Source organism: Microcoleus sp. N3A4, from assembly GCF_036701805.1.
Lineage (GTDB): Bacteria > Cyanobacteriota > Cyanobacteriia > Cyanobacteriales > Microcoleaceae > Microcoleus.
On sequence record NZ_JAUBRJ010000012.1, the window covers coordinates 22,362 to 44,356 of the forward strand.

Annotated in this window: 16 protein-coding genes and 1 tRNA gene; 10 read left to right on the plus strand and 7 right to left on the minus strand. The window is 47.7% G+C overall.

Features of this window, described 5'->3' with window-relative positions:
* Positions 1 to 119 precede the first annotated feature (119 nt).
* The gene (gene folD, locus QUA56_RS09445) at positions 120 to 989 is read right to left on the minus strand and encodes a bifunctional methylenetetrahydrofolate dehydrogenase/methenyltetrahydrofolate cyclohydrolase FolD (RefSeq protein ID WP_333356280.1); all 870 of its coding nucleotides are present in this window, start codon (positions 987 to 989) and stop codon (positions 120 to 122) included.
* A 154-nt stretch (positions 990 to 1,143) separates the two neighbouring features.
* Here folD and QUA56_RS09450 point away from each other — a divergent pair, with 154 nt between their 5' ends.
* The 7 genes from QUA56_RS09450 to QUA56_RS09480 all read left to right on the plus strand — a co-directional run bounded on the left by QUA56_RS09450 (position 1,144) and on the right by QUA56_RS09480 (position 11,157).
* On the plus strand, positions 1,144 to 1,587 hold the full coding sequence (locus tag QUA56_RS09450; RefSeq protein WP_333356283.1) for a DNA-binding protein: 444 nt from the start codon (positions 1,144 to 1,146) through the stop codon (positions 1,585 to 1,587).
* Between the two features lie 210 nt (positions 1,588 to 1,797).
* Complete coding sequence (locus QUA56_RS09455; RefSeq protein WP_333356286.1) at positions 1,798 to 2,244, plus strand: NUDIX hydrolase; 447 nt, start codon at positions 1,798 to 1,800, stop codon at positions 2,242 to 2,244.
* 133 nt (positions 2,245 to 2,377) lie between these two features.
* Positions 2,378 to 4,639 (plus strand): terpene synthase family protein, encoded by a 2,262-nt coding sequence (locus QUA56_RS09460; RefSeq protein ID WP_333356288.1) that lies wholly within the window; start codon positions 2,378 to 2,380, stop codon positions 4,637 to 4,639.
* Between the two features lie 31 nt (positions 4,640 to 4,670).
* Positions 4,671 to 6,965, plus strand: coding sequence for a family 2 encapsulin nanocompartment cargo protein terpene cyclase (locus QUA56_RS09465; RefSeq protein ID WP_333356291.1), 2,295 nt, complete (start codon positions 4,671 to 4,673; stop codon positions 6,963 to 6,965).
* A gap of 326 nt (positions 6,966 to 7,291) precedes the next feature.
* Entirely contained in the window at positions 7,292 to 8,701 is a 1,410-nt protein-coding gene (locus QUA56_RS09470; RefSeq protein WP_333356294.1) for a family 2B encapsulin nanocompartment shell protein, read from the plus strand.
* Between the two features lie 285 nt (positions 8,702 to 8,986).
* Positions 8,987 to 10,393 (plus strand): family 2B encapsulin nanocompartment shell protein, encoded by a 1,407-nt coding sequence (locus QUA56_RS09475; protein WP_333356296.1) that lies wholly within the window; start codon positions 8,987 to 8,989, stop codon positions 10,391 to 10,393.
* A gap of 314 nt (positions 10,394 to 10,707) precedes the next feature.
* Positions 10,708 to 11,157, plus strand: coding sequence for a hypothetical protein (locus QUA56_RS09480; RefSeq protein ID WP_333356299.1), 450 nt, complete (start codon positions 10,708 to 10,710; stop codon positions 11,155 to 11,157).
* Between the two features lie 449 nt (positions 11,158 to 11,606).
* On the opposite strand, the gene QUA56_RS09485 is transcribed toward QUA56_RS09480, so the two are convergent.
* Complete coding sequence (locus QUA56_RS09485) at positions 11,607 to 12,152, minus strand: LeuD/DmdB family oxidoreductase small subunit (protein ID WP_333356301.1); 546 nt, start codon at positions 12,150 to 12,152, stop codon at positions 11,607 to 11,609.
* A 178-nt stretch (positions 12,153 to 12,330) separates the two neighbouring features.
* Here QUA56_RS09485 and QUA56_RS09490 point away from each other — a divergent pair, with 178 nt between their 5' ends.
* The 3 genes from QUA56_RS09490 to QUA56_RS09500 all read left to right on the plus strand — a co-directional run bounded on the left by QUA56_RS09490 (position 12,331) and on the right by QUA56_RS09500 (position 18,194).
* Positions 12,331 to 13,206 (plus strand): hypothetical protein, encoded by an 876-nt coding sequence (locus tag QUA56_RS09490; RefSeq protein ID WP_333356304.1) that lies wholly within the window; start codon positions 12,331 to 12,333, stop codon positions 13,204 to 13,206.
* A gap of 531 nt (positions 13,207 to 13,737) precedes the next feature.
* Positions 13,738 to 15,966: a GAF domain-containing sensor histidine kinase gene (locus QUA56_RS09495; RefSeq protein ID WP_333356307.1), complete on the plus strand. Its 2,229-nt coding sequence runs from the start codon at positions 13,738 to 13,740 to the stop codon at positions 15,964 to 15,966.
* 548 nt (positions 15,967 to 16,514) lie between these two features.
* Positions 16,515 to 18,194, plus strand: coding sequence for an AarF/ABC1/UbiB kinase family protein (locus QUA56_RS09500; protein WP_333356310.1), 1,680 nt, complete (start codon positions 16,515 to 16,517; stop codon positions 18,192 to 18,194).
* A gap of 527 nt (positions 18,195 to 18,721) precedes the next feature.
* On the opposite strand, the gene QUA56_RS09505 is transcribed toward QUA56_RS09500, so the two are convergent.
* The 5 genes from QUA56_RS09505 to QUA56_RS09525 all read right to left on the minus strand — a co-directional run bounded on the left by QUA56_RS09505 (position 18,722) and on the right by QUA56_RS09525 (position 21,895).
* Positions 18,722 to 18,794 (minus strand) — tRNA-Glu (locus tag QUA56_RS09505).
* Between the two features lie 84 nt (positions 18,795 to 18,878).
* Positions 18,879 to 19,925 (minus strand): M42 family peptidase, encoded by a 1,047-nt coding sequence (locus QUA56_RS09510; protein WP_333356313.1) that lies wholly within the window; start codon positions 19,923 to 19,925, stop codon positions 18,879 to 18,881.
* A 231-nt stretch (positions 19,926 to 20,156) separates the two neighbouring features.
* Positions 20,157 to 20,372 (minus strand): hypothetical protein, encoded by a 216-nt coding sequence (locus QUA56_RS09515; RefSeq protein ID WP_333356315.1) that lies wholly within the window; start codon positions 20,370 to 20,372, stop codon positions 20,157 to 20,159.
* Between the two features lie 418 nt (positions 20,373 to 20,790).
* Positions 20,791 to 21,357 carry a transposase gene (locus QUA56_RS09520; RefSeq protein WP_333356318.1) on the minus strand — a complete coding sequence of 189 codons (567 nt, stop codon included), beginning with the start codon at positions 21,355 to 21,357 and terminating at the stop codon, positions 20,791 to 20,793.
* A complete protein-coding gene (locus tag QUA56_RS09525; RefSeq protein WP_333356321.1) occupies positions 21,344 to 21,895 on the minus strand; it encodes a hypothetical protein in 552 nt (183 codons plus the stop codon). Before QUA56_RS09525 ends, QUA56_RS09520 begins: the two co-directional genes overlap by 14 nt.
* Positions 21,896 to 21,995 lie beyond the last annotated feature (100 nt).

Consider the following 21,995-nt stretch of genomic DNA (forward strand, 5'->3'; position numbering starts at 1 on the left):
CGACAATATTCAACTACGATATACAATCTCACAGCGACGCACCCTACAGTGGAGTAAGGTGCGTCGCCAGCGACAATCTTCAAATCCAATATAAAATCTCACAGCGACGCACCCTACTTCTACTTGATGCTGTAACTCGAAACGGTATTTTCCAAAAGCATCGCAACAGTCATCGGCCCGATTCCTCCCGGCACCGGCGTGATAAATTCGGCTACTGTTTTAACAGCATCAAAATCAACATCTCCGGCCAAACGGCTAGTACCGTCTGGATTGACAACGCGGTTAATACCGACATCGATTACTACCGATCCAGGTTTGACCATATTAGCTGCAATCATTTCTGTGCGGCCGACTGCGGCTATTAGAATATCGGCTTGATTGGTGATGGATTCTAGGTTTTGCGATCGAGAATGAGCTACTGTCACAGTACAATCGGCTTCTAAAAGCATCAGCGCCATCGGTTTACCCACCAAAATACTGCGGCCCAAAACTACAGCGTTTTTTCCTTTCAAATCAATCTGGTATTCTTGCAAAAGCCGCATCACTCCGGCGGGAGTACAACTCCGCAAACCTTCTTCCCCTCGCACGAGACGGCCTAAATTTACAGGGTGAAGCCCGTCAGCATCTTTATCGGGAGCAATTTGGTACAGCAGGGAAATTGCGTCTAAGTGCTCTGGTAGCGGCAGTTGCACTAAAATGCCGTCTACTCGATCGTCCTCGTTTAGTGCATGAATTGCAAGTTCTAGTTCGGCTTGAGTGACGTTGGCTGGGTAGTGCTGGCCGAAGGAAGCTATGCCAACTTTAGCGCAGGCTCGCTCTTTATTGCGAACATAGGCTGCGCTAGCTGGGTTGTCGCCCACCATCAGCACCGCAAGTCCCGGAGGACGACCCTTTTGCGGTTCTAGGGCGCGGACTCGATCGCTCAGCTCGCTTTGGATCTTTTGGGCTAAAGCTTTACCATCTAATATGCGAGCAGTTTTGGCTTCCATTGTAGACTGTGGGTTTGGGGTAAGAAACGGCTGACGATTTTAGATTTTAGCTTAACCGCTGACAAGCACTGTGCAGCAGTCTCTTCTGAGTTGCGATCGATTTTTCTAATTCTGTTACAGTAAGTCGTATCTCAAATTTAAAATCATTTGACTGATGACGACTGCAATTAAGCAAGTTTGGGTTAAGTTTTTTATCAGAGAGGGCTGCATCGGCTCTTTATCGCTCATGTTCGCCAGCGCTTTGTTCAGTTGTGGCAATTTACCTCTGTCTCAACTTAATCTAGGCTTTAATGTGGCTAGCATTGGCGAGGTTCAACAAAAGCGGCAAGTGGATGCTGAAGTTTATCTCCGGGGAAAGGTGGAAAATCGCGCTCCGTTTGTGGGGAATGCAGCTTATCAACTTGAGGATGGTACTGGCAGTATTTGGGTTTTAACCAAGCAAGATTTACCAAAGCTTGGGGATGAAGTGTTGCTTAAGGGCGAAGTCCGGTATAAAAGTATTACGTTGAAGGAATTGGCAGGTAAGGATTTAGGTGAGGTTTACGTTGAGGAAATAGAACAGTTACAGCGCACTCCCAGTTCAGAAAAGGGGAAATAGGCAGAAGGTAATTGGTTGTTTGTTATTTGTTATTTGTTATTTATTAATTGCTCCTGTTTCGTTCTTCATTCTGCGTTATTCCTTCTTCCTTCTTCCTTCTTCCTTCTTCCTTCTTCCTTCTTCCTTTTTCATTCTTCCTTCTTCCTTCTTCATTCTGCGTTCTGCGTTCTGCGTTCTGCGTTATTCCTTCTTCCTTCTTCCTTTTAATTGATGACTAAAATTCACGTTGCGATCGCGATTTTGTACCGAGACGGCAAGTTTCTCTGCCAGTTGCGGGACGATATTCCTAACATCAGGTATCCGGGACATTGGGCGTTGTTTGGCGGACACTTGGAACCTGGAGAAACGCCGGAAGTTGCCTTACTTCGGGAATTGCAAGAAGAAATTAGTTATGCTGCTCCTCCTCGAAGTATCTCTCTTTTTTGTTGCGATGTCGAAGGAGATGTTGTCCGCCACGTTTTTTATTCACAACTTAGTGCGGATGTCAAAGATTTAGTTTTGCTTGAGGGTTGGGATATGAAGTTGTTGGCGCCGTCTGATATTCGGGCCGGCAAATGCTTTTCTGAGCAGTCAGGAGATGTGCGACCTTTTGGGATTGCTCACCAACGTATTTTGTTAAATTTTATTGACTCGATCGCTACCGTGAATATGAACTAGCGTACAGTACAATCACTAACAAACCACATATGAGACCTGGCTAGGGCGGCGAGAATGTTCGCCAACTGCCACAGCTCAGCCGTTGGTCGGCAAAAAATATCAACAAGACCCAACAGAAGGTTACGCGCAGATAATGCAACCCTTTAAACTGCCAGATTTTTATATGCCTTGGCCGGCGCGGCTGAACCCAAACCTGGAAGCGGCGCGAGTGCATTCCAAGGCGTGGGCCTATGAGATGGGCATACTTGGTTCAAAAGAGGAAGCGCAAGGGCAGCCTATTTGGGACGAACGCCAATTCGATGCCCATGACTACGCTTTACTTTGCTCTTACACCCATCCAGATGCACCAGGGACGGAACTTGACCTAGTAACCGATTGGTATGTGTGGGTATTCTTTTTTGACGATCACTTTCTGGAAATCTATAAGCGCAGTCAAGACTTGGTTGGGGCGAAGGAATACCTCGATCGACTACCCGCATTTATGCCAGTTTACCCCACAGAAGCCCCTCCCGTTCCCACCAACCCGGTAGAGCGAGGCTTGGCCAACCTGTGGTTTCGCACCGCTTTTACCAAGTCCGTGGAATGGCGGCAACGGTTCTTCGAGAATACCAAGCACCTCTTAGATGAGTCGATGTGGGAACTCGCCAATATCAATCAAAATCGGATTGCCAACCCGATCGAATATATCGAGATGCGGCGCAAAGTCGGCGGCGCACCCTGGTCAGCCAATCTCGTCGAACACGCTGTGTTTGTAGAAGTTCCGGCTAAAATTGCCGCCACTCGACCGATGCGAGTCTTAAAAGACACATTTGCCGATGGAGTGCATCTACGCAACGACCTATTCTCCTACCAAAGAGAAGTGGAAGATGAAGGTGAAAATTCCAATTGTGTGCTTGTACTTGAGAAATTCCTCAATGTTGACGCCCAAGAGGCCGCTAACATCACCAACGATTTGCTCAGCTCGCGGTTACACCAATTCGAGAACACCGCAATCACTGAACTTCCCCTGCTCTTTGCAGAGAACGGCATAAACCCCGTAGAGCAGGTAAACGTTCTCCTATATATCAAAGGACTTCAGGATTGGCAGTCGGGCGGCCATGAATGGCACATGAGATCGAGCCGCTACATGAACGAAGAAGCGGAAAATTCTTCAGCCACAGGGCGATTGGCGATCGGCCCCACAGGGCTGGGAACTTCCCTAGCGAAGATTTTTGATTTACCAAGGGATACCAAGCGTCCAGGAGGATTGAAGACACCGGAGAAAGTCAAGGACGAGTTCACATACGAGTTTGCATTTCCCAACTTTTATATGCCGTTCTCAGCCCAGGTCAACCCCCACCTGGAAGCAGCCCGCGTGCATATCAAGGCGTGGGCTTCTGCAATGGGGATGTTAAGCCCCGTAGAGGATACACTGAACCTTGGCATCTGGGACGATCGCAGGTTCGACTCAATGGATCTCGCTTTCTTTGCAGCAGCAACCAATCCAGATATGACCGTTCTGCAACTGGAACTGGTGGCCGATTGGTGTGTCTGGATGTTCTTCGAGGATGACTACTTCCAGGAAAGATATAAACGACCTCGGGATCTGGTGGGGGCCAAAGATTTCATCAACCGAATACCAGCCTTCATGCCAGTGGACTTAACCCCTCCCCCTGTGCCAACCAACCCCTTGGAAAGGGCTTTGGTCGATCTATGGCCCCGCACAGCCTCCCACCTGCCGCTGGAATGGCGGCAAAAGTTTGCTAACCATATGCAAAACTACGTTGATGGGGAATGGTGGGAAATTAGCAATGTCGTCCAAGATCGAGTCCCTGAACCAGTGGACTACGTTGAGATGCGTCGCCAGACTGCTGCCGGAGAGATTACGATCGCCCTGGCTCAATATGACCTCAGCGACGACATCCCGCCGGAAGTTCACTCTAGCCGACAAATACAATCGCTAAACCACATCACAATTGATTGGATCGGTTTATCAAACGACATTGTTTCTTACCGGAAAGAAATGGAGTTTGAAGGCGGAATCCACAATAGCGTGTTAGTCATCCAGCGATTTCTTGACTGTCCTTTACAGGAATCGGTCAACATTGTTAACAATCTCTTGACCGCTCGATTGAATGAGTTTGAACATATCGTCGCCGAGCTACCAAATCTCTTTGACCAGCTCAACCTAGACGCAAATGCCCGCGAGCAATGCCTTGCCTATGTCAAAAGATTGAAGATTTGGATGGCGGGTAATTTTGTTTGGACTCAAAAAACTCGCCGCTATACCGACTTTCCTTCCCCCAATCTTCCGAAGGCACAGCCAGGAGTCAGCACTCCCAAATGGCTCGGAAATTCAGCTTTCAATATCGGCTCTTTCGTCGGTACGAGCAATCCTTTTGTCAACAATCGCTAGACAAGACTTGAGAATAGTTTAGACACAAATTATGCAACCATTTAAACTGCCAGATTTTTATATGCCTTGGCCGGCACGACTGAACCCAAACCTGGAAGCAGCGCGAGTTCATTCCAAGGCTTGGGCTTACGATATGGGAATACTTGGCTCAAAAGAGGAAGCGCAAGGGCAGCCTATTTGGGACGAACGCCAATTCGATGCCCATGACTACGCTTTACTTTGCTCTTACACCCATCCAGACGCACCAGGGACGGAACTTGACTTAGTAACTGACTGGTATGTGTGGGTATTCTTTTTTGACGATCACTTTCTGGAAATCTATAAGCGCAGTCAAGATTTGGTTGGGGCGAAGGAATACCTCGATCGACTACCCGCATTTATGCCGATTTTCCCTAACGAAACCCCTCCCGTTCCCACCAACCCAGTAGAGCGCGGTTTGTTAAACCTCTGGTCTCGCACTGCCTTTACTAAGTCTGTGGAATGGCGGCGGCGATTCTTTGAGAGTACCAAACACCTCTTAGATGAGTCGATGTGGGAACTCGCCAATATCAATCAAAATCGGATTGCCAACCCGATCGAATATATCGAGATGCGGCGCAAAGTCGGCGGCGCACCCTGGTCAGCCAATCTCGTCGAACACGCTGCGTTTGTAGAAGTTCCAGCTAAAATTGCCGCCACTCGACCGATGCGAGTCCTCAAAGACACATTTGCCGATGGAGTGCACCTTCGCAACGACCTGTTCTCCTACCAGAGAGAAGTGGAAGATGAAGGTGAAAATTCCAACTGCGTGTTGGTTTTGGAGCGTTTCTTGAATATTAGTACCCAAGAGGCAGCTAATCTCACCAACGAGCTGCTGAACTCGCGCTTGTATCAGTTTGACAACACTGCTGTTACCGAGTTGCCCTCCCTCTTTGAGGAGCACGGAGTAGACCCCGTAGAGCGTGTGAACGTTCTCCTCTATATCAAAGGACTTCAGGATTGGCAGTCGGGCGGTCACGAGTGGCACATGAGGTCGAGCCGCTACATGAACGAGGAAGCGGGTAATTCTGCGACACCGACGCTGAATCTAGGCCCCGCAGGGTTAGGGACATCGGGGTTGCGGTTGGAATCGTTATACGCCGCCTTGGGTTTGGGAAGGTTCAATAGCTTCACTCACGTTCCATACCAGCACGTAGGCCCAGTAAAGCTGCCCAAGTTTTATATGCCCTTCTCTACCACTTTGAATCCCAATCTGGATGAGGCCAGGAAGCATTCCAAGGACTGGGCGCGCCGGATGGGGATGCTGGACGAGCTACCGGGCGTTCCTGATGGCTTTATCTGGAATGACCACAAGTTTGATGTTGCCGATGTCGCCCTATGCGGTGCGTGGATTCATCCCAAAGGGTCTGAGGATGAGCTAAATCTGACAGCGTGCTGGCTGGTGTGGGGAACCTATGCTGACGATTACTTCCCAGCAATCTACGGAAACAACCGAGACATAGTTGGTGCGAAAGTGTTCAACGCCCGAATGTCGGTCTTCATGCCTCTCGACGACTCCACTCCCCCTGCCGTGCCGACTAATCCGGTGGAACGGGGCTTGGCAGATATTTGGTCTCGCACTGCTGGCCCCATGTCCCTCACCGCGCGGACTGAGTTCCGCCGTGCGATTCAGGACATGACTGACAGTTGGGTGTGGGAACTCGCCAACCAGATCCAAAATCGGATTCCTGACCCGATCGATTACATTGAAATGCGCCGCAAGACGTTCGGGTCGGATTTGACGATGAGCTTGTCCCGACTAGCCCAGGGCGGCGAGATCCCGATGGAGATTTACTACAGCCGGCCGATGCGATCGCTGGAAAATTCTGCGGCAGACTTTGCCTGTTTCACTAACGACATATTCTCTTACCAGAAAGAAATAGAATTCGAGGGCGAAATCCATAACGTCGTGCTGGTTGTTCAAAATTTTCTCAACTGCAACATACCCCAGGCTGTCGAGATTGTGAACAATCTGATGACCGATCGGGCAAAACAGTTTCAACACATCGTCGCTACTGAATTGCCTGCCCTTTTCGACGATTTCAACCTGGATGAAAGTACCCGCGAGAAATTGCTGGGATACGTCGAGAAATTAGAAAATTGGATGTGCGGCGTACTCAGGTGGCATATCAAGGTAGACCGCTATAAGGAATTTGAATTGCGTAATAGTGCTTCCCCGATAGCGCGAGTCCTCGGCGGCCCCACAGGGCTGGGAACCTCGGCGGCACGTATTGGATCGTCGATCGGCGGGGGACTCAATTTTGTCAGTAATGGATCTAGCAATTCAAACCTTTCTGTAAGAGAATAGGTTTTGCTGCTGCAAGTTCTTTTGTCAGCATTCGGTCATGTAAACCATTGGTAACAAGTTCAGCTAAGAAAGCATTTGTCAATCAGCAATTATGCTCAACATTTACTCGGATTTTGGGCCCAAAACTGAGATTTGGGCGATCGTGCGATCGTGCCGAGAGTGATATTTATATCTACTCCCTCTCAAATCGTGAATGTTCCACTCCTAAACAAGCAGTTTTTTTGAGTAATATTACTGATTGACAAATGCAATGAACTCTTAACTTGTCACCAATGCCTGTAAACCAGCATTGTTTTTGGACTAACTAGATATTTGAGGATTAAGTTGTGACGTATTCTAATGATCCCAATGCAGATGTTGAAGGTCAACGGCCCCAGTTAAGTTTGGGGACAGCCGCCGCCCGTAATTTGGCAACGACGACCAAATCTGCACCGCAGATGCAGGAGATTACCTCCCGGTGGTTGTTGAAGCTATTGCCTTGGGTGCAGACAAAGGGTGGCGTGTTTCGAGTCAACCGTCGGTTGAGTTATACCGTAGGTGATGGGCGCGTCACTTTCACCAACACCGGATCGACGGTGCAGGTGATTCCCCACGAACTTACTGAGTTGCCCTTGCTGCGAGGGTTTGACAACCTTGATGTGTTGACTGCGCTGGCAAATCAGTTTGTGCAGCGGGAGTACGCCCCAGACGACGTGATCGTCGAGATTGGTCAGCCGGCCGATCGGGTGATCCTGATTGCTCATGGCAAGGTGAACAAGATTGGTGTTGGCAAGTATGACGAGCAAATCGTATTGGATGTGCTCGCCGACGGCGACCATTTCGGCGATGAAACTGTGGTGCAGTCCGACGACACTTGGCAGTACACCCTCAAGGCGATTACCAGAACCATAGTGTTGTCGCTACCCCAACAGGCGTTTGAGCAGTTGATCGACCAGTCGGAAGCGTTGCGAACTCATGTTGAGGAGTTCAGAGCCAGCTTGGAACAGCCGCAGAACATGCACGGTGAAGCCTGCATCGACCTGGCAGCGGGACATCTCGCGGAGACCGAGTTGCCGGGAACCTTCGTCGATTACGACCTTGCACCCCGGGAATATGAATTGAGCATCGCCCAAACTGTGTTGCGGATCAGTACCAGGGTAGCCGATCTCTACAATGAACCGATGAATCAGACCGAGCAACAATTGCGGCTGACCGTCGAGGCATTACGGGAACGTCAAGAGTACGAGTTGATCAACAACCCAGATTTTGGGTTACTGCACAACGCTGACCTCAAACAGCGCATTTACACCCGTGGTGGCACACCCACCCCCGACGACCTCGACGAACTGCTAGCAACGGTATGGAAGGAGCCAGCGTTCTTCCTAGCTCACCCCCGCACGATCGCAGCCTTCGGTCGGGAGGCCAACCGCCAGGGCCTCTATCCACAAAGCGTAGATATGAACGGCGCTCAAGTGACGGCTTGGCGCGGCGTACCCATATTCCCCTGCAACAAGATCCCCATCAGCAATGCCCGCACCAGTTCTATCCTCTTGCTCCGCACTGGTATGGAAAAACAAGGGGTGATCGGCTTACATCAAACGGGTATCCCCGACGAATACCAACCCAGCCTCTCTGTCCGCTTCATGGGTATCAGCGAACAAGCCATCATCTCCTACCTCGTCACTGCTTACTACTCGGCAGCCGTCCTAGTACCTGACGCACTCGGCATCCTCGAAGATGTCGAAATCGGGCGCTAAGAATTCCTGAGAGGTTAAGGGAAATGACTTTTGTCAATGAGTAATTACGCTTAAAATCGATCGTAAAATCCAGTAATTCTTGACAAAAGCCTTATAACTTACATCTTGCACCCTTCTCAGAAACGGGCTCTCCGGCCCGTTCCACAAAGAAAGCTTTTTTTTGTGGGGTGGGCCGAAGAACCCGCCCCTGAAAGCCTTATTGATAATGGTGCAAGATATGAGTTATCACCTTAACCTCTTATTTATTGGCTCGGGCACTTTTGTTAGTAACTAGAGGATGAGGTAATGACATATTCTAATGATTCGGATTTGGATGTTGAGAGCAGACAACATCAACTGAGTTTGGGTACAGCCGCCGCCCGTAAGTTGGCGACGACGACCAAATCTGCACCGCAGATGCAGGAGATTACATCGCGGTGGTTGTTGAAGATGTTGCCGTGGGTGCAGACGAAGGGTGGCACCTATCGGGTTAACCGTCGATTGACCTATACGGTGGCGGATGGCAGGCTAACTTTCACCAACACCGGATCTGTGGTGGAGGTAATTCCCCAAGAACTTTGTCAGTTGCCATTGCTGCGAGGGTTTAACGACAGCCAGGTATTAAGCGCATTGGCGAGTAGGTTTGTCCAACAGGAGTTCGCACCGGACGAAATCATTGTGCAGTCAGGTCAGGCAGCCGATCGGCTTTTCTTGATCGTTCATGGCAAGGTCAACAAGGTGGTTGTTGGCAAGTATGGCGATGAGCCTTTGCTGGATATGCTGGCAGATGGCGACCATTTCGGCGATCGAGTGTTGGTGGAGTCAGAAAGCACTTGGAAGTTTACAATCAAGGCTGTGACCCGATGCACCGTATTGGCGCTACCACAACAGGCGTTTCGGGAACTGCTCAACCAGTCGGGCGCTCTGCAAGCTCAGGTTGAACAGTTTAGGACTCGTGCCGAACAACCGCAGAACAAGCAGGGCGAAGCTGCGATCGCACTGTCTGCCGGTCATCTTGCGGAAACCCCGTTGCCAGGGACTTTCGTTGATTACGAACTCTCGCCCCGCGAATATCAATTAAGCATTGCCCAAACTGTCTTGCGGGTGAATACTCGCGTCGCGGATCTGTACAACGAACCAATGAACCAGACGGAACAACAAATCCGACTGACCGTGGAGGCATTGCGGGAACGTCAAGAACACGAGTTGATCAACAACCGGGAATTCGGGTTGCTGCACAATGCTGACCTGAAACAGCGTATCTACACCCGCAGCGGTCCTCCCACCCCCGACGATCTTGATGAATTGATTACTCGTCGGAGGAAGTCGAAGTTCTTCCTCGCTCATCCCCGAACTATTGCGGCCTTCAGTCGGGAGTGCAACCGCCAGGGCATTTACCCAGACAGCATTGACATGGATGGTAGCAAGGTAATCACTTGGCGCAATACACCCATTCTTCCCTGTAACAAGATCCCAATTACCAAGAACCAGACCAGTTCTATCTTGGTGATGCGGACTGGTGAGGAAGACCAGGGCGTGATCGGTTTGCACCAAACGGGTATCGCCGACGAATACCAACCTGGCCTGTCTGTCCGATTGATGGGCATCGAGGAAAAGGCTATTATTTCTTACCTGGTCAGCGCCTACTATTCGGTTGCCGTTCTTGTTCCCGACGCCCTCGGTATCCTTGAAGATGTTGAAATCGGGCGCTAGGAGAGTTTGAGGTTTTTTGACCCTGAAAGACGATCGCAAATATTAACGATCTAGGGCACAAAAGTCCTTGCATTTTCGTAAAAATTGAGAAAAGATAATAAACGTTGCGTGCGCTGATGAAATACATCCAAAGCAACTTCTAGCCTCCTTCGATAAGAGTTTAAACTCGGCGTGGTGGCTAGTTACAGAGTGGCTACTTTTATGCCTGCAAAGGCGAAATATATTTTCCTCCTCTGAGTAGACACTAAATATCCCCTCGCAAGCATGGATGTGTCTTTGTTCGTGCATCGCTACCGTTAATTTCTTTGGTCTAAATGCAAGAACCATACTTGCAGACCAACAAGTCAAGTCAATTTAAAGTTAGGAGAATTTCCACAATGAGAAAGATGCTCGTTGCATTGTTATTAGTGCTGGCTTTGACTCTATCACTAGGTCAGGAAAAAGCGTTAGCTGACTGTAGCAACGAAACAATAAATACGGGTGCAGCAACCGTTGTTACTCAATTGTACGAAAGCCAGTGTGCGATTCTTGGTTGGAGTAGTGGTGTGATCACAAAAGATATGACGGCTAACTGCTGCGGTCCATCTGCCGTAATCAGAGTTAACGGAAATGACTGGAATAAACTTGTTGGTGAGGGAAAACTAGATGGTCTTCGCTATGTACGTGTGTCCAAGAGTAACGAGGGTGCGTATCAGATCGAGCCAAGAAAAGTGACAACTGGCGGTAAACCTGTGACTATATCAGGAGGGGATTTTTTCAAGTAAAGAAAACATCGAACTTAGAAATTTCTAGCAAGTGAGTAGAGTTGCGTTAGCTGATGAGGTACAGCTATGGAGCAGGTTCTGTTGCAAAAATTGTCCGATCCGAGACCCCGATTGCTTCCCCTAAATCCAGATCGCTAGCCAAGAAAACCTTCACTCAGCAACGCCAGAGTTCCCACAAAACTCTAGGATATCTCATTACTTTAGGAATTGCGGCAGTGTAACAAGTAGTAAGGTGCTCTACTATCCCAAACTTTCGAGCGTCGCCCTATAACGAAAGTAGTAGAGTACCCTACAATTCCATAGAAATGAGCCACTTGCGTAATGTTTATACTGTTAGGCACTACTAACTTTCAAAATTAAAGTAGGCGGACATCAATAAAAACAAAATTAAGAAACCCGGTTTTTGTAGGCAATCCCCCCGTGCTTGCCCTCGGGTTTCTTTGCAGTTTTTACCTAGCAGCAATCATTCCCGTTTGGCGCGCGTAGTCAAACAATCCTCCGGCATCAATTACCGGGCCTACTTCTCCTAAAGGTTTGAGCGAGAAAGTTCGATCGAGAGTGTGGTTGATAATTTGCTCTGCTGTAAAATCGATCGTCACTTCTTGCCCCGTTACAAACAAGTCGCACAGCCGCTCGACTGATTCTATCGGGTACAATTCGCCAGTAGCCGAGCAATTGCGAAAGAAAATGCGCGCGTAAGACAAAGCCACCACTGCTGTGACGCCGGCGGCCCCCAGAGCGATCGGAGCGTGCTCCCGCGAAGAACCGCAGCCAAAATTTTCCCCGGCAATTATAATCGGATACCGGGTTTTCTGTTCGCCGGATTCGATAAACTTACCGTAGCGATCGGGCAACCCAATCATCGCATAACTGCCTAGTTTCTCGTACTCGTCCGGCTTCGAGGGAACCAGGGTCAGGTATTCGGCAGGGATAATTTGATCTGTATCGATGTTGTCGTCTACAACAAAAATTTGACCGCTAATTACTTTACCCATAGTTTATTTCCTGTTAGCCTCGCTCGATGCTGTGGTGATAATTTTAAGTGGATCGGTATGCAAAATTTGCATCTGTTCATTTTAACCTGGCAGTGTCAGTGATAACCTGTATGAGTAAAAATTAGATCCGAGACTTTGGGTTAACAATTAACGGCTTGCTAAGCGTCAAGATAGTTTTATGGCGAATCCAATAGATGACATTGCTCGACAAGCTCGCGAGGGCTCGGTTGCAGCGATTATTCAAATCCTTAACGACAAACTGGCACAGGTAAGTGTCAGGGCCAGAGCCGTGTTTGCAGAGGGTGTGCTGCAACTGCTGTGCGAAGCTGCAACACCTCAACTGCTCGAACAGTCTAGCTTGGTCGATCGAGTCCGAGAAATATTGGAGGGCATTTCGCCCCACAATATTCGCCGAGTCAACATCAACAGCCGGCTTGTCCGAGAACACCAATTGCTGTGGCTCGAAGAAATTAGCCGCGATCCCGAGAATCAACTGTTGTGGTCTCAAGAAATTAAGCTCAGAAAGCCCAATTTGTTTAAGCGTTTGGCCACCGCCCATCACGAACGCCAAGCTCTTGCAAGCAAGCGGGCTTTGCCGAGAATGGCTGTACCTCGATCGATGCAGGAACCGCGGCAATTTCAGCGCGGTATCGTCGGCGGCATCAGCTTGACCGTGCTGTTGCTCGGGGCCGCGGCCGCCATCTACAAAGGACTCAATTTCCAAGCGCTCAACAGCACACAAGCCACCAGCCCAGCAGTTGCTACTGCTGCTCCCTCGGAGGCAAAAGCTGTTTTGAAAATTTCTAAGGAGACTGCTAATTCTGCTGTTGACTCTTTTGCACAAGCAGTGCGAGTCGCCTCGCAAGCAGCCACCGACAGCAAAACCGCTCAATCTCGCGAGGATTGGTTAGTCGTAGCTGCTAAGTGGCAGCAAGCTTCGGATTTGATGGCCGCCGTGCCCTCTAAGCATCCCCGCCACACAACGGCTCTGAACCGGACGGCACTTTACCGCCAAAATAGCGATAAAGCCCAACAGGAAGCACAAAATAAGTAAGCAGCTAAGTCGGATAAATATAAGCAGAGAGCTTGCCCCGCTGCTCTAGGAGTTGTGAAAAATGAGTTTTTGAGAAAAAACGTCGGAAACTCTCAGCTATGTTATGAGTTATAATTTTTTGATTTTGAATTTTTTGCGCTCGGCATCACTCGATCGGCGGATTTGTATCACAAGAAAAATTTGTTAGGATCGCAAACTTAAAGAGGAAACATCACAGAGTGAGGAGAGGGGTATCACTAAGCGGTCTCTAGAAAAGCTTCATACTACTAATAACGGTCAAAATTAGCGGGAATGGGAGAAATCCCGCTTTCCTAAAAGATGGTAAAGTTCGTCCCGTACAGATCGAAGGGTAGAAAACAGGAAAATAGAAATCGGTCAGCTCTGGGTATATTTTCACATATCTAGTGACCCGCCGACGGGCTGCACAAACACAGAAAGCACGATCGTAACAGTGAAGCCGACAGTTGTGGATAGGTTCTATATTTGCAGCGCGAGTCGGCTCAAACATCTTAGAATAAAGGCTTGGTTGCCATGATAGATCGCCAGGGAAATCAAGACTTTACTCCGATCGACCGATCGCCGTCAGAGTCTTGCACTTTGCATTTACCGCCAATCGCAGAACCAGTATCAGTCCAAAACTTTTTGGATCGTCTTATGCAGTACCAGGTCGATCCTGCCCTTCTCGGGTGGCAAATTTGCCAAATTCTCGCGACCAGCTTCGATCGAGAAATCCTGCAGCAGCAAATAGCAAATACTTTGGGGGTTGCTTTTCAGGCAGATTTCTGTTTCGTTGCTGCTGTGGTCGATCGGAAAGTAGTAAATCCGAATGCTTGCTGGCAAAATAGGAGCGATCGTCCAAATGCTGCCGGTGCAACAGCGGATTCAACTCAAACACCGGAACACTCCCAAACCACAAGATTAAAATCGCCTAGCATATCACTCGAACATCCCGTCTTGGCAAACGTGCTAGCAAACGGCGAGATCGTGGCGATATCCGACTATCTTGACAGTCCGGCAGCTTCATCGCCCAATTCCCCTGTGACACCGCTGCCTTTTCGGGCAATTTTGGCAGGGCCTGCGCGATTTGGAGGGGCTGTAAATGGCATGATGATTGTTGGTAAGTCGCAACCTCACGAGTGGTCGGCAGGCGATCGGCAGCGCCTTGAAGCAGCATCGGATGCGATCGGCATCGCGATTTCTCACATTCAAAAAAATCAAGAAATTGCCACTTTAAACCAACAGTTACAGCAACAAGCTAAATACAAAAATCTCCTCGACTCAGTTGCTGCTTCGATCGACACCAGTTCAGAAATCGATCGAGTTTTGCAGCAAGTTATTGAAAATACCGTTGACACCCTGGAAGTAGATAGAGGTCAAATTCTGCTGTTGAAATATACAGACCCCCTCTTAAAACCTTCCTCCCCCAATCAAACACCCAAAGCAAAAATTGTATTAGCTTGCGAATCTGTTTTGACAAAAAATGAAATAAAACAAGCAATAGAACAAAACGATGGAGGTCAACAAAGCTCGACAGCCAAAACAAAAAACAAGGAAAAAACTGCTAATTCCCAATCCCAAATCCCCAACTCAACATCAAATAACTCTCCCGCTTTTTGGATGTCGGAATCTAATTTGTTCGACAAAGCATTCCACAGCGCACCCAAACCAATCGCCCTCGCTGACGCAGGCGAATTAATCGGCAAGGAACAAGAGGGCGTCGCAGAAATCTTGAAACTCCAAGGCATTCGCGCCCTGCTGCTGGTTCCCCTCACGGGCGGTCGCTGCCAGGAAACCGTCTTGGGGTTCTTGGTTTTGCAGGACTCCGAGCCGCGCGCCTGGAGTCCTGAAGAATTGGAAGTTCTGGAATTAGTCTGCGCTCGATCGAGCAGGGCGATTATCCAAACTCAGACGCTCAAGGAAGCGCAAACCCTAGTCGAAGACAGAACCACTCAGTTACAGCAAAGTCTCGACGTGCAGGCGAAACTGTACGAACAATCTGCCATTCAACTAGACCAACTGCGAAAATTGAAGCTGATTAAAGACGAGTTTCTCACCAATATGAGTCACGAGTTACGCACCCCTTTAACAATCATGAAGCTGGCGATTCTGATGCTCAAACAAGTTGAACAGCCGTTAGCAAGTCGGGCTAAGTATCTCGACATTCTAGAGCAGCAGTGTTCTAAGCAAACCTCTCTGGTTAACGATTTGCTGGCCCTCAAGCACTTTGAGCCTCAACAAGCCCCTATTTCTCTAATCAAAATCGACCTCAAGCGTTTAATTCAAGATTTAGCTAGGGATTTTGAGAAACAGTGGGCGGATAAGGAATTGACTCTGAAGTTAGATTTGCCCAAGTTTGCCCCTTGCTTGGAAACCGACCCAGACAGTCTCAAGCGGGTGCTGCTGGAACTGCTGACGAACGCTGGAAAATACTCGGCTTCTGGAACTGCGGTAGTTTTCGAGGCGTCTGAGGCGGCCGGCTGTATTGTCCTGAGCGTTTCTAATTTCGGGCCCGGCATTTCTGCTGCTGATTTGCCCCACATCTTTGAAAAGTTCCGCCGCGGTACTGGCATTACTGACCAAGCTATCGCCGGTACGGGTTTGGGTCTGGCGCTGGTAAAGTGTTTGGTGCAGCACTTGAATGGTACTATTGATGTGTCTAGCAGTCCGGCAAAAAGTTCTGAAACTGACGAGTTGTGGCGCACATCTTTTACTCTGACTCTGCCACAATTTCCAGCGGAACTTTGTAATCTAGAATCATAGTTCGGTTGAGAAGCGGCCTTTCATTGGCAGCGAACAGGCGAAGACTTGCCAGAAGAGGGAGATTTGGAAATATTGCAAACGCTATAAAATCCTCCTTTTTGATTTGTTTTTCTGGTTGCCGGTCTACATTGTCAATTCTCCATTGCTAGTTCTCCCCAGGACTTATATGATGTCCACTTATTTGCCCGTAATTAGCGCCTGTTTGTAGTGAGTACGATCGTCTTCTATTTATGAATAGATCGGGACTAAAGTCCTTGGTGCGAACTGAATTATCGTTGTATAGCAATCCTTGCAGGAGTCGTAATTTTTTTACCCCACCCCAACTCTCCCCGAAGCCGCGGGGAGGGAGTAAGAAATTCACAAATGATGCGAGGATTGCGATATAACCAGAGATGATATTACGCAGTCTTGACCGCAGAAACGGGGTTTTTTAACTCTTTCAAAGGCTTGCAACGAAGTGTTTTTTTATTACATCGAAGCCGATTTCTGCGTCCAGGAATGTCCCCCCTAAAAATTGTCGCGGTGCATGGAACTAGATATTGAATATTATGCTAACAAAAGCTGCACCGAAACTCCTGCGTTGGCAACGTTCTAAATATTCGCCGCTAGCACGACAAATAGACGTTTTTGCAGCGGCGGGAAAGTTTATGTTTTTTTTGTGGTGGGATGGACTGCTGCAAAATAATTCTCCTCATACTAGAAGAATTCGCGCTCATTGGTTGGTCAATACTTTGCTGAATTTAGGCCCGACTTTTATTAAAATCGGGCAGTCTCTCTCGACTCGGGCGGATTTGCTGCCGCTGGAGTATGTGAAGGAGTTGGAACAGTTGCAGGATCGGGTTCCTCAATTCAGTTCCGAAGAGGCGATCGCTCTTGTAGAATCAGAGTTAGGCAAGGATATTTATGCTTTGTACCGCGATTTTGACCCGTTGCCGATCGCTGCTGCGAGTTTGGGACAGGTGCACAAAGCGAGGCTGCACACCGGGGAAGATGTGATTGTGAAGGTGCAGCGTCCGGGTTTGGAAAGTTTATTTGATTTGGATGTGAAGGCGGTTCGCCAAGTAATGCGTTTTTGCGATCGCTATTTGCCTGGGACGCGCAAGTACGATCTGGAATCAATTTATATCGAGTTTTTTAAGATTTTATATCAAGAAATTGACTACGTGCAAGAAGGTAAAAATTCCGATCGCTTTAGCCATAATTTTCAAGAATATCCTCAGATTATTGTCCCGAAAGTCTACTGGCAATACACTACTAAAAAAGTGCTAACTGTAGAATACGCTCCCGGTATCAAGGTGGACGACCGCATTAGTTTAGAGGCGATTGGAGTAGATATTGCGAAGCTCAATCAACTCGGAATTTGCTGTTATTTGAAACAGTTGTTAATTGACGGGTTTTTTCAAGCTGACCCGCATCCGGGAAATTTGGCTGTGAAAGAAGATGGCAGCTTGATTTTTTACGATTTTGGGATGATGGCTGAGGTTAAGTCTCTGGCTAAAGACCAAATGGTCAAGACTTTTTTTGCTGTGCTGAGAAAGGATACTGACGAGGTACTCAATACTTTAATTACTATGGGCTTAGTTGAGCCGATGCCGGATATGATGCCGGTGCGCCGGCTGATTGCTTTTTTGTTGGATAAGTTTATTGATAAGCCGATCGACTTTCAAGCTTTTAATGAAATTAAGAACGAACTTTATATCATGTTCGAGCAGCAACCGTTTCGCTTGCCAGCAGAAATGATGTTTATTGTCAAATCGGTGACGACTCTTGACGGCATTGCTAGAACTCTCGACCCAAACTACAATTTCATAGCATCCGCTCAGCCTTTTGTCAAGAGTATTGCGGTGAGCAAGGGGCGGGGAAATGCGATCGGAGAATTGGCAAGGCAAGCGCGAAGTTTTATTACATATAAGTTGCAGCAGCCGAGCAAAGCGCAAGTTTTTCTCAAGCATTTGGAGCAGCGAATTGAAGATGGCGAATTGCAAATTAGAGTGCGAAATATCGAGAGCGAAAGAGCCTTGAAACGGATTAATTTAGCTTTGAAAACTCTGATTTTTGCTTGTCTGACTGGTTTTGCGCTGCTGTCGGGTGCAGTGCTGCTGGTGGGGAGATATCAAACGGGGGCGATCGTCGCTTTTGCGGTTTCGGGATTCGGCGGCTTGTTTTTGCTGCGATCGCTGTTACATTTGTTGGTTAGGGAAAAGCTCGATCGAATGGTTGAAAAATAAATATACTGGGTAATTGGGAATTGCGATCGTAGTCAGGACTTTAGCCCTCGTTGAAAGGGTTAAAGTCCTGACTGCAAACTGCCGGAAATTTGAGCGGCTGAGTCGATCGCGAAAACAGCTTTTGAAAGTGCCTGGATGCTCTACAATCGGGAAAAGTTCAGGGAGGCTGCACAACTGTTTGAACCCACATTCCGCCCTTTGACTTTCACATTCAGATATTTTTAACTAAGCGATGAGGTTTGGATCGATTTTGACTGAATTCCAAGTCAACATTTCCTAGTTGTTGAGAATGGGTTTAAGAGGAGATGGTTTTTCCTATGAATGTCTGAAACTTTTTCACAGCAGGAGGTTCAGACTCGTGAAAGGCGAAAACTATCACGGTGTGACAGTCAAAGGGCGGAATGTGGGTTCTAATCAAAGACCAAATTTCTCGCCCCAAAAACCAAAATGACACCTAGCGTGTGGAGCGGGCTTTTTGCCTTTACCAGTTGCTAGATATCACTTTGATATCGAAGTTAAATTTTCAATACCCCCAGGGGAATTCGAATCCCCGTCGCATCCGTGAAAGGGATGTGTCCTAGGCCTCTAGACGATGGGGGCGCGTTGCGTTTGCTTGTGTTCCGCACCTTTATTACCTTAACTAATCTTTCCCAATCTGTCAACTACTTTGCGAAAGTTTTTTTTCTAGTCGTCCCAAAGCTCGTCACAGTAGGCTTTGAGGATGGCGGCGCAGTTGTCGATCGCCCCTAGATGAGCAATTTCAAAGCCGTGGGTGTTCTGGGTGGGGAAAGCCAAACAAGCGGCGCGGGCTACGTGGCCGAACTTCATGGCGATCGAAGCATCGCTCCCAAAACCGCTAATTACCGCCAACTGCACCTCTACATCGGCTGCTGTGGCTGCTGCGCGCAATTGGGCGTTCAATCCTTCATCGTAGACTCCGTAGCCGTCCTGAACCAGCAAAACCGGGTTTTCGCTGTCAAGAATCGGGTATTCCGGCGCCAGAGGGCAAATTTCCAAAGCGATCAGCGCGTCCAACGGCTGGCGCTGCGTGAAATACAAAGCTCCGATCGCCCCAACCTCCTCCTTCGCCGACGCTACCAAATAAACATTCACCGCAGGCTCTTTCAAACATTCCGCCAGAGCCAGCAAAATCGCCACTGAAGCCTTGTTGTCCAGAGTGTAGCTCGCGATCCAATCCTTCAACCGCAGCGGGCGCTTGCGGTGCTTTCCCACCACCATCCGCGTGCCCGGTCGAATTCCGGCCTCGGCTAATTCCTCGGCGGTACACTTAGTTTCGATCCAGGCATTTTCCCACTTTAAACAAACATCTTCCTGCTGAGCTTTCTGAGGAGATTCGTGAGAAACATGGCGGGAACCGAAGCTGAGAATGCCGCTAATTGTTTGCTTGTCTCCGAGCAAATCCACCACGCCTTCGCCGTAAACCCAAGGAAACGCGCCGCCCAATCTGCGGACTTCCACGCGGCCACTCTCGCCTATTGTTTTAACTAGGGCGCCAATTTCGTCTTTGTGGGCGGTGATGGCGATCGACTTTTCGGGATTGCGGCCCTTAATTAGGGCGATCGCATTGTCCGCGCGATCGAGCCAAGCATTCACTCCCAAGGCGGCGAATTTTTCCATCAACCGCTGGTTAATTTCGGACTCCTCACCGCTGGGTGAGTGCAGCATTACTAATTCTTCGATTGTTTGGAATAGGCGCTCGAACTCTAACATTTTTGATTTTCGTTTTTAGGAGCGAATTTTGACATATATTAAAGCAGATTTACCCTCTATTTCCCCGGCGGTACGCTTAGTTTTAATTCAGGCATTTTCCCACTTGAAAGAAACATCTTCCTGCTGAGCTTTTTGAGGAGCCTAGGAATGAAGCAATTGGACACACCAAAGGGGCATTGAGTAACAAGATTCATGCGAGCGCGTGGATGCGTTGGGCAATCCGTTGGGGTTTCACCTCGCCCCCGGACAAGCTTGTGACGCGAGAAGGAGCCGACTAACTGCCGCCGTTACTGGTAGCAGGTACACTGCTGGCTGACAAAGGGCTATGATGCAAATCAGGCTGTGATTAACCGCCTCAATGCCGAGAGGAAGAGCGCCGTGATTCCACTTCGCCACCACCGCAAGACCCAGCGAACTTACGATACGGAATTGTACAAAGCCCGTCATTTCAATACTTCGGACAGTTTTTAAGCAGCGAGAGTACCATAGGATAGGACTGACGGAAGGTTAGGGTGATTTAAAATTAAATTCCGGTCTAAATCTAACTTATCAATAAAGGTGTAAAGTATATGCCTATTGAATTCACGGCGTTTATAAGAGGTCATGGAAAACACGAATGGCTTGGGAGATGAATGACGATTATAAGCTTCATATTTGGCTAAATTTAAAGGTAAGGATTCAGGTCACTGAACTCCTTGCTGGGCAAAGACTTTAGATATGGAGCTTGATACTAAATCAATCTCTATTCTCAATAAGCCACGAAAAACTGTCACTTCTCCTCGTTTATTGACAATTAACCACGAAAGACAAAAACCCTTATTTTGCCCTAAAACCCTTGCCAGACAAGCGTTGGAGCCGCAAGTTTTTAGACCTGAATCCTTACATTTAAAGCAATTAGACTGGCGTTAAAATGAAAATCAAGGCATTGACCACTACGAGATTGACAATTGGATAAGCCCGTAAATTGTTTGGCATCACGAAAAATAAACTCAATCTGAAAACGAGCCTGATAATACTCAAGTATTTGCTCACCTGTCAGCTCGATATCAGTGCTGAATAATAAAATATTTTTGATTTTACCATTGGGTTGGAGTTCTGAAAGACAAGCTAAACGTATTTTGCATTTTAAAGAAATACTCCATACTACTAATGAATAAAGCTTAACTCCCGGTTTAACTTCTTTGATGAAGGTTAAGTTTTTTAACTTATTACAGTCTACTTTTCCATCGTATTTACGAGGTGCACCTATTTGATTTTTTTCACCTGTATAGAGGTACTTTAAGTTGGCATCTGAGCGTAATTTACTAATCAAATTTAAATTTGAATTTCGTACAGCATCCCAGAACTTAGCCCGGCAATAATAACCATCAGCTACCAAATAGCGTACAGATTCTGGCAATAAAGAACGGTTTTTTTTTTTAATGTTGAGCATAGTCGTCAACTCTTGTTATCTCAGGCGTTGAGCGTAGTCGTGCTTTTTTTTTAGTTGGTTTTTTTGATTTTCTTTTCCTTTGAGCAGTGAGGGGATTTTTGGGTAGTTCTGTGGGAGGACGCCAGGGTGTTTGTTGTACACTCACACTATAAGACAAATGAGTTTCGACTTCGACCACAGAAATTACAGAAATTTCTAATCCCTCTTCTGGTCTGCCAGCTACACCATTATAAAAGCTAGCTTTACCTTCAGTTTTTTTGCCACTCTTGTCAATAAATGAACAATCGATTACAGCAATAATAGTTTGCTCAGAATCCAAAGCTTTATTGATAAAGTATTGATTAAATTCTGCGAAATCAAAGTTTTTCAAAAAATGCCGACGATAAGTTTTTTCACTCAACGAACTGTAACGGCTCAGACTGGTAAAGTTTACCTTGCCATAAACAAGCAATATGGTGGAAAACAAGGTCACCATAAACTTTTTTTTGGATTGACTAATCCCTGACATTTGTTGTAAAATTGATTCTAGAATATTCATCAGGCATTTTTTTAAGTTCGTCTATTTTTTGAGCTTAATCTAAAAAGTGCCTTTTTTTGGGAGTTTCGGTTAAAATTCCAGGGATTTTTTGTCTCTGTTC

Coding starts and splice junctions, on each gene's coding strand:
- folD (WP_333356280.1), bottom strand. CDS start 989: ATGGAAGCCAAAACTGCTCGCATATTAGATGGTAAAGCTTTAGCCCAA.
- QUA56_RS09450 (WP_333356283.1), top strand. CDS start 1,144: ATGACGACTGCAATTAAGCAAGTTTGGGTTAAGTTTTTTATCAGAGAG.
- QUA56_RS09455 (WP_333356286.1), top strand. CDS start 1,798: ATGACTAAAATTCACGTTGCGATCGCGATTTTGTACCGAGACGGCAAG.
- QUA56_RS09460 (WP_333356288.1), top strand. CDS start 2,378: ATGCAACCCTTTAAACTGCCAGATTTTTATATGCCTTGGCCGGCGCGG.
- QUA56_RS09465 (WP_333356291.1), top strand. CDS start 4,671: ATGCAACCATTTAAACTGCCAGATTTTTATATGCCTTGGCCGGCACGA.
- QUA56_RS09475 (WP_333356296.1), top strand. CDS start 8,987: ATGACATATTCTAATGATTCGGATTTGGATGTTGAGAGCAGACAACAT.
- QUA56_RS09480 (WP_333356299.1), top strand. CDS start 10,708: ATGCAAGAACCATACTTGCAGACCAACAAGTCAAGTCAATTTAAAGTT.
- QUA56_RS09485 (WP_333356301.1), bottom strand. CDS start 12,152: ATGGGTAAAGTAATTAGCGGTCAAATTTTTGTTGTAGACGACAACATC.
- QUA56_RS09490 (WP_333356304.1), top strand. CDS start 12,331: ATGGCGAATCCAATAGATGACATTGCTCGACAAGCTCGCGAGGGCTCG.
- QUA56_RS09495 (WP_333356307.1), top strand. CDS start 13,738: ATGATAGATCGCCAGGGAAATCAAGACTTTACTCCGATCGACCGATCG.
- QUA56_RS09500 (WP_333356310.1), top strand. CDS start 16,515: ATGCTAACAAAAGCTGCACCGAAACTCCTGCGTTGGCAACGTTCTAAA.
- QUA56_RS09510 (WP_333356313.1), bottom strand. CDS start 19,925: ATGTTAGAGTTCGAGCGCCTATTCCAAACAATCGAAGAATTAGTAATG.
- QUA56_RS09515 (WP_333356315.1), bottom strand. CDS start 20,372: ATGACGGGCTTTGTACAATTCCGTATCGTAAGTTCGCTGGGTCTTGCG.
- QUA56_RS09520 (WP_333356318.1), bottom strand. CDS start 21,357: ATGCTCAACATTAAAAAAAAAAACCGTTCTTTATTGCCAGAATCTGTA.
- QUA56_RS09525 (WP_333356321.1), bottom strand. CDS start 21,895: ATGAATATTCTAGAATCAATTTTACAACAAATGTCAGGGATTAGTCAA.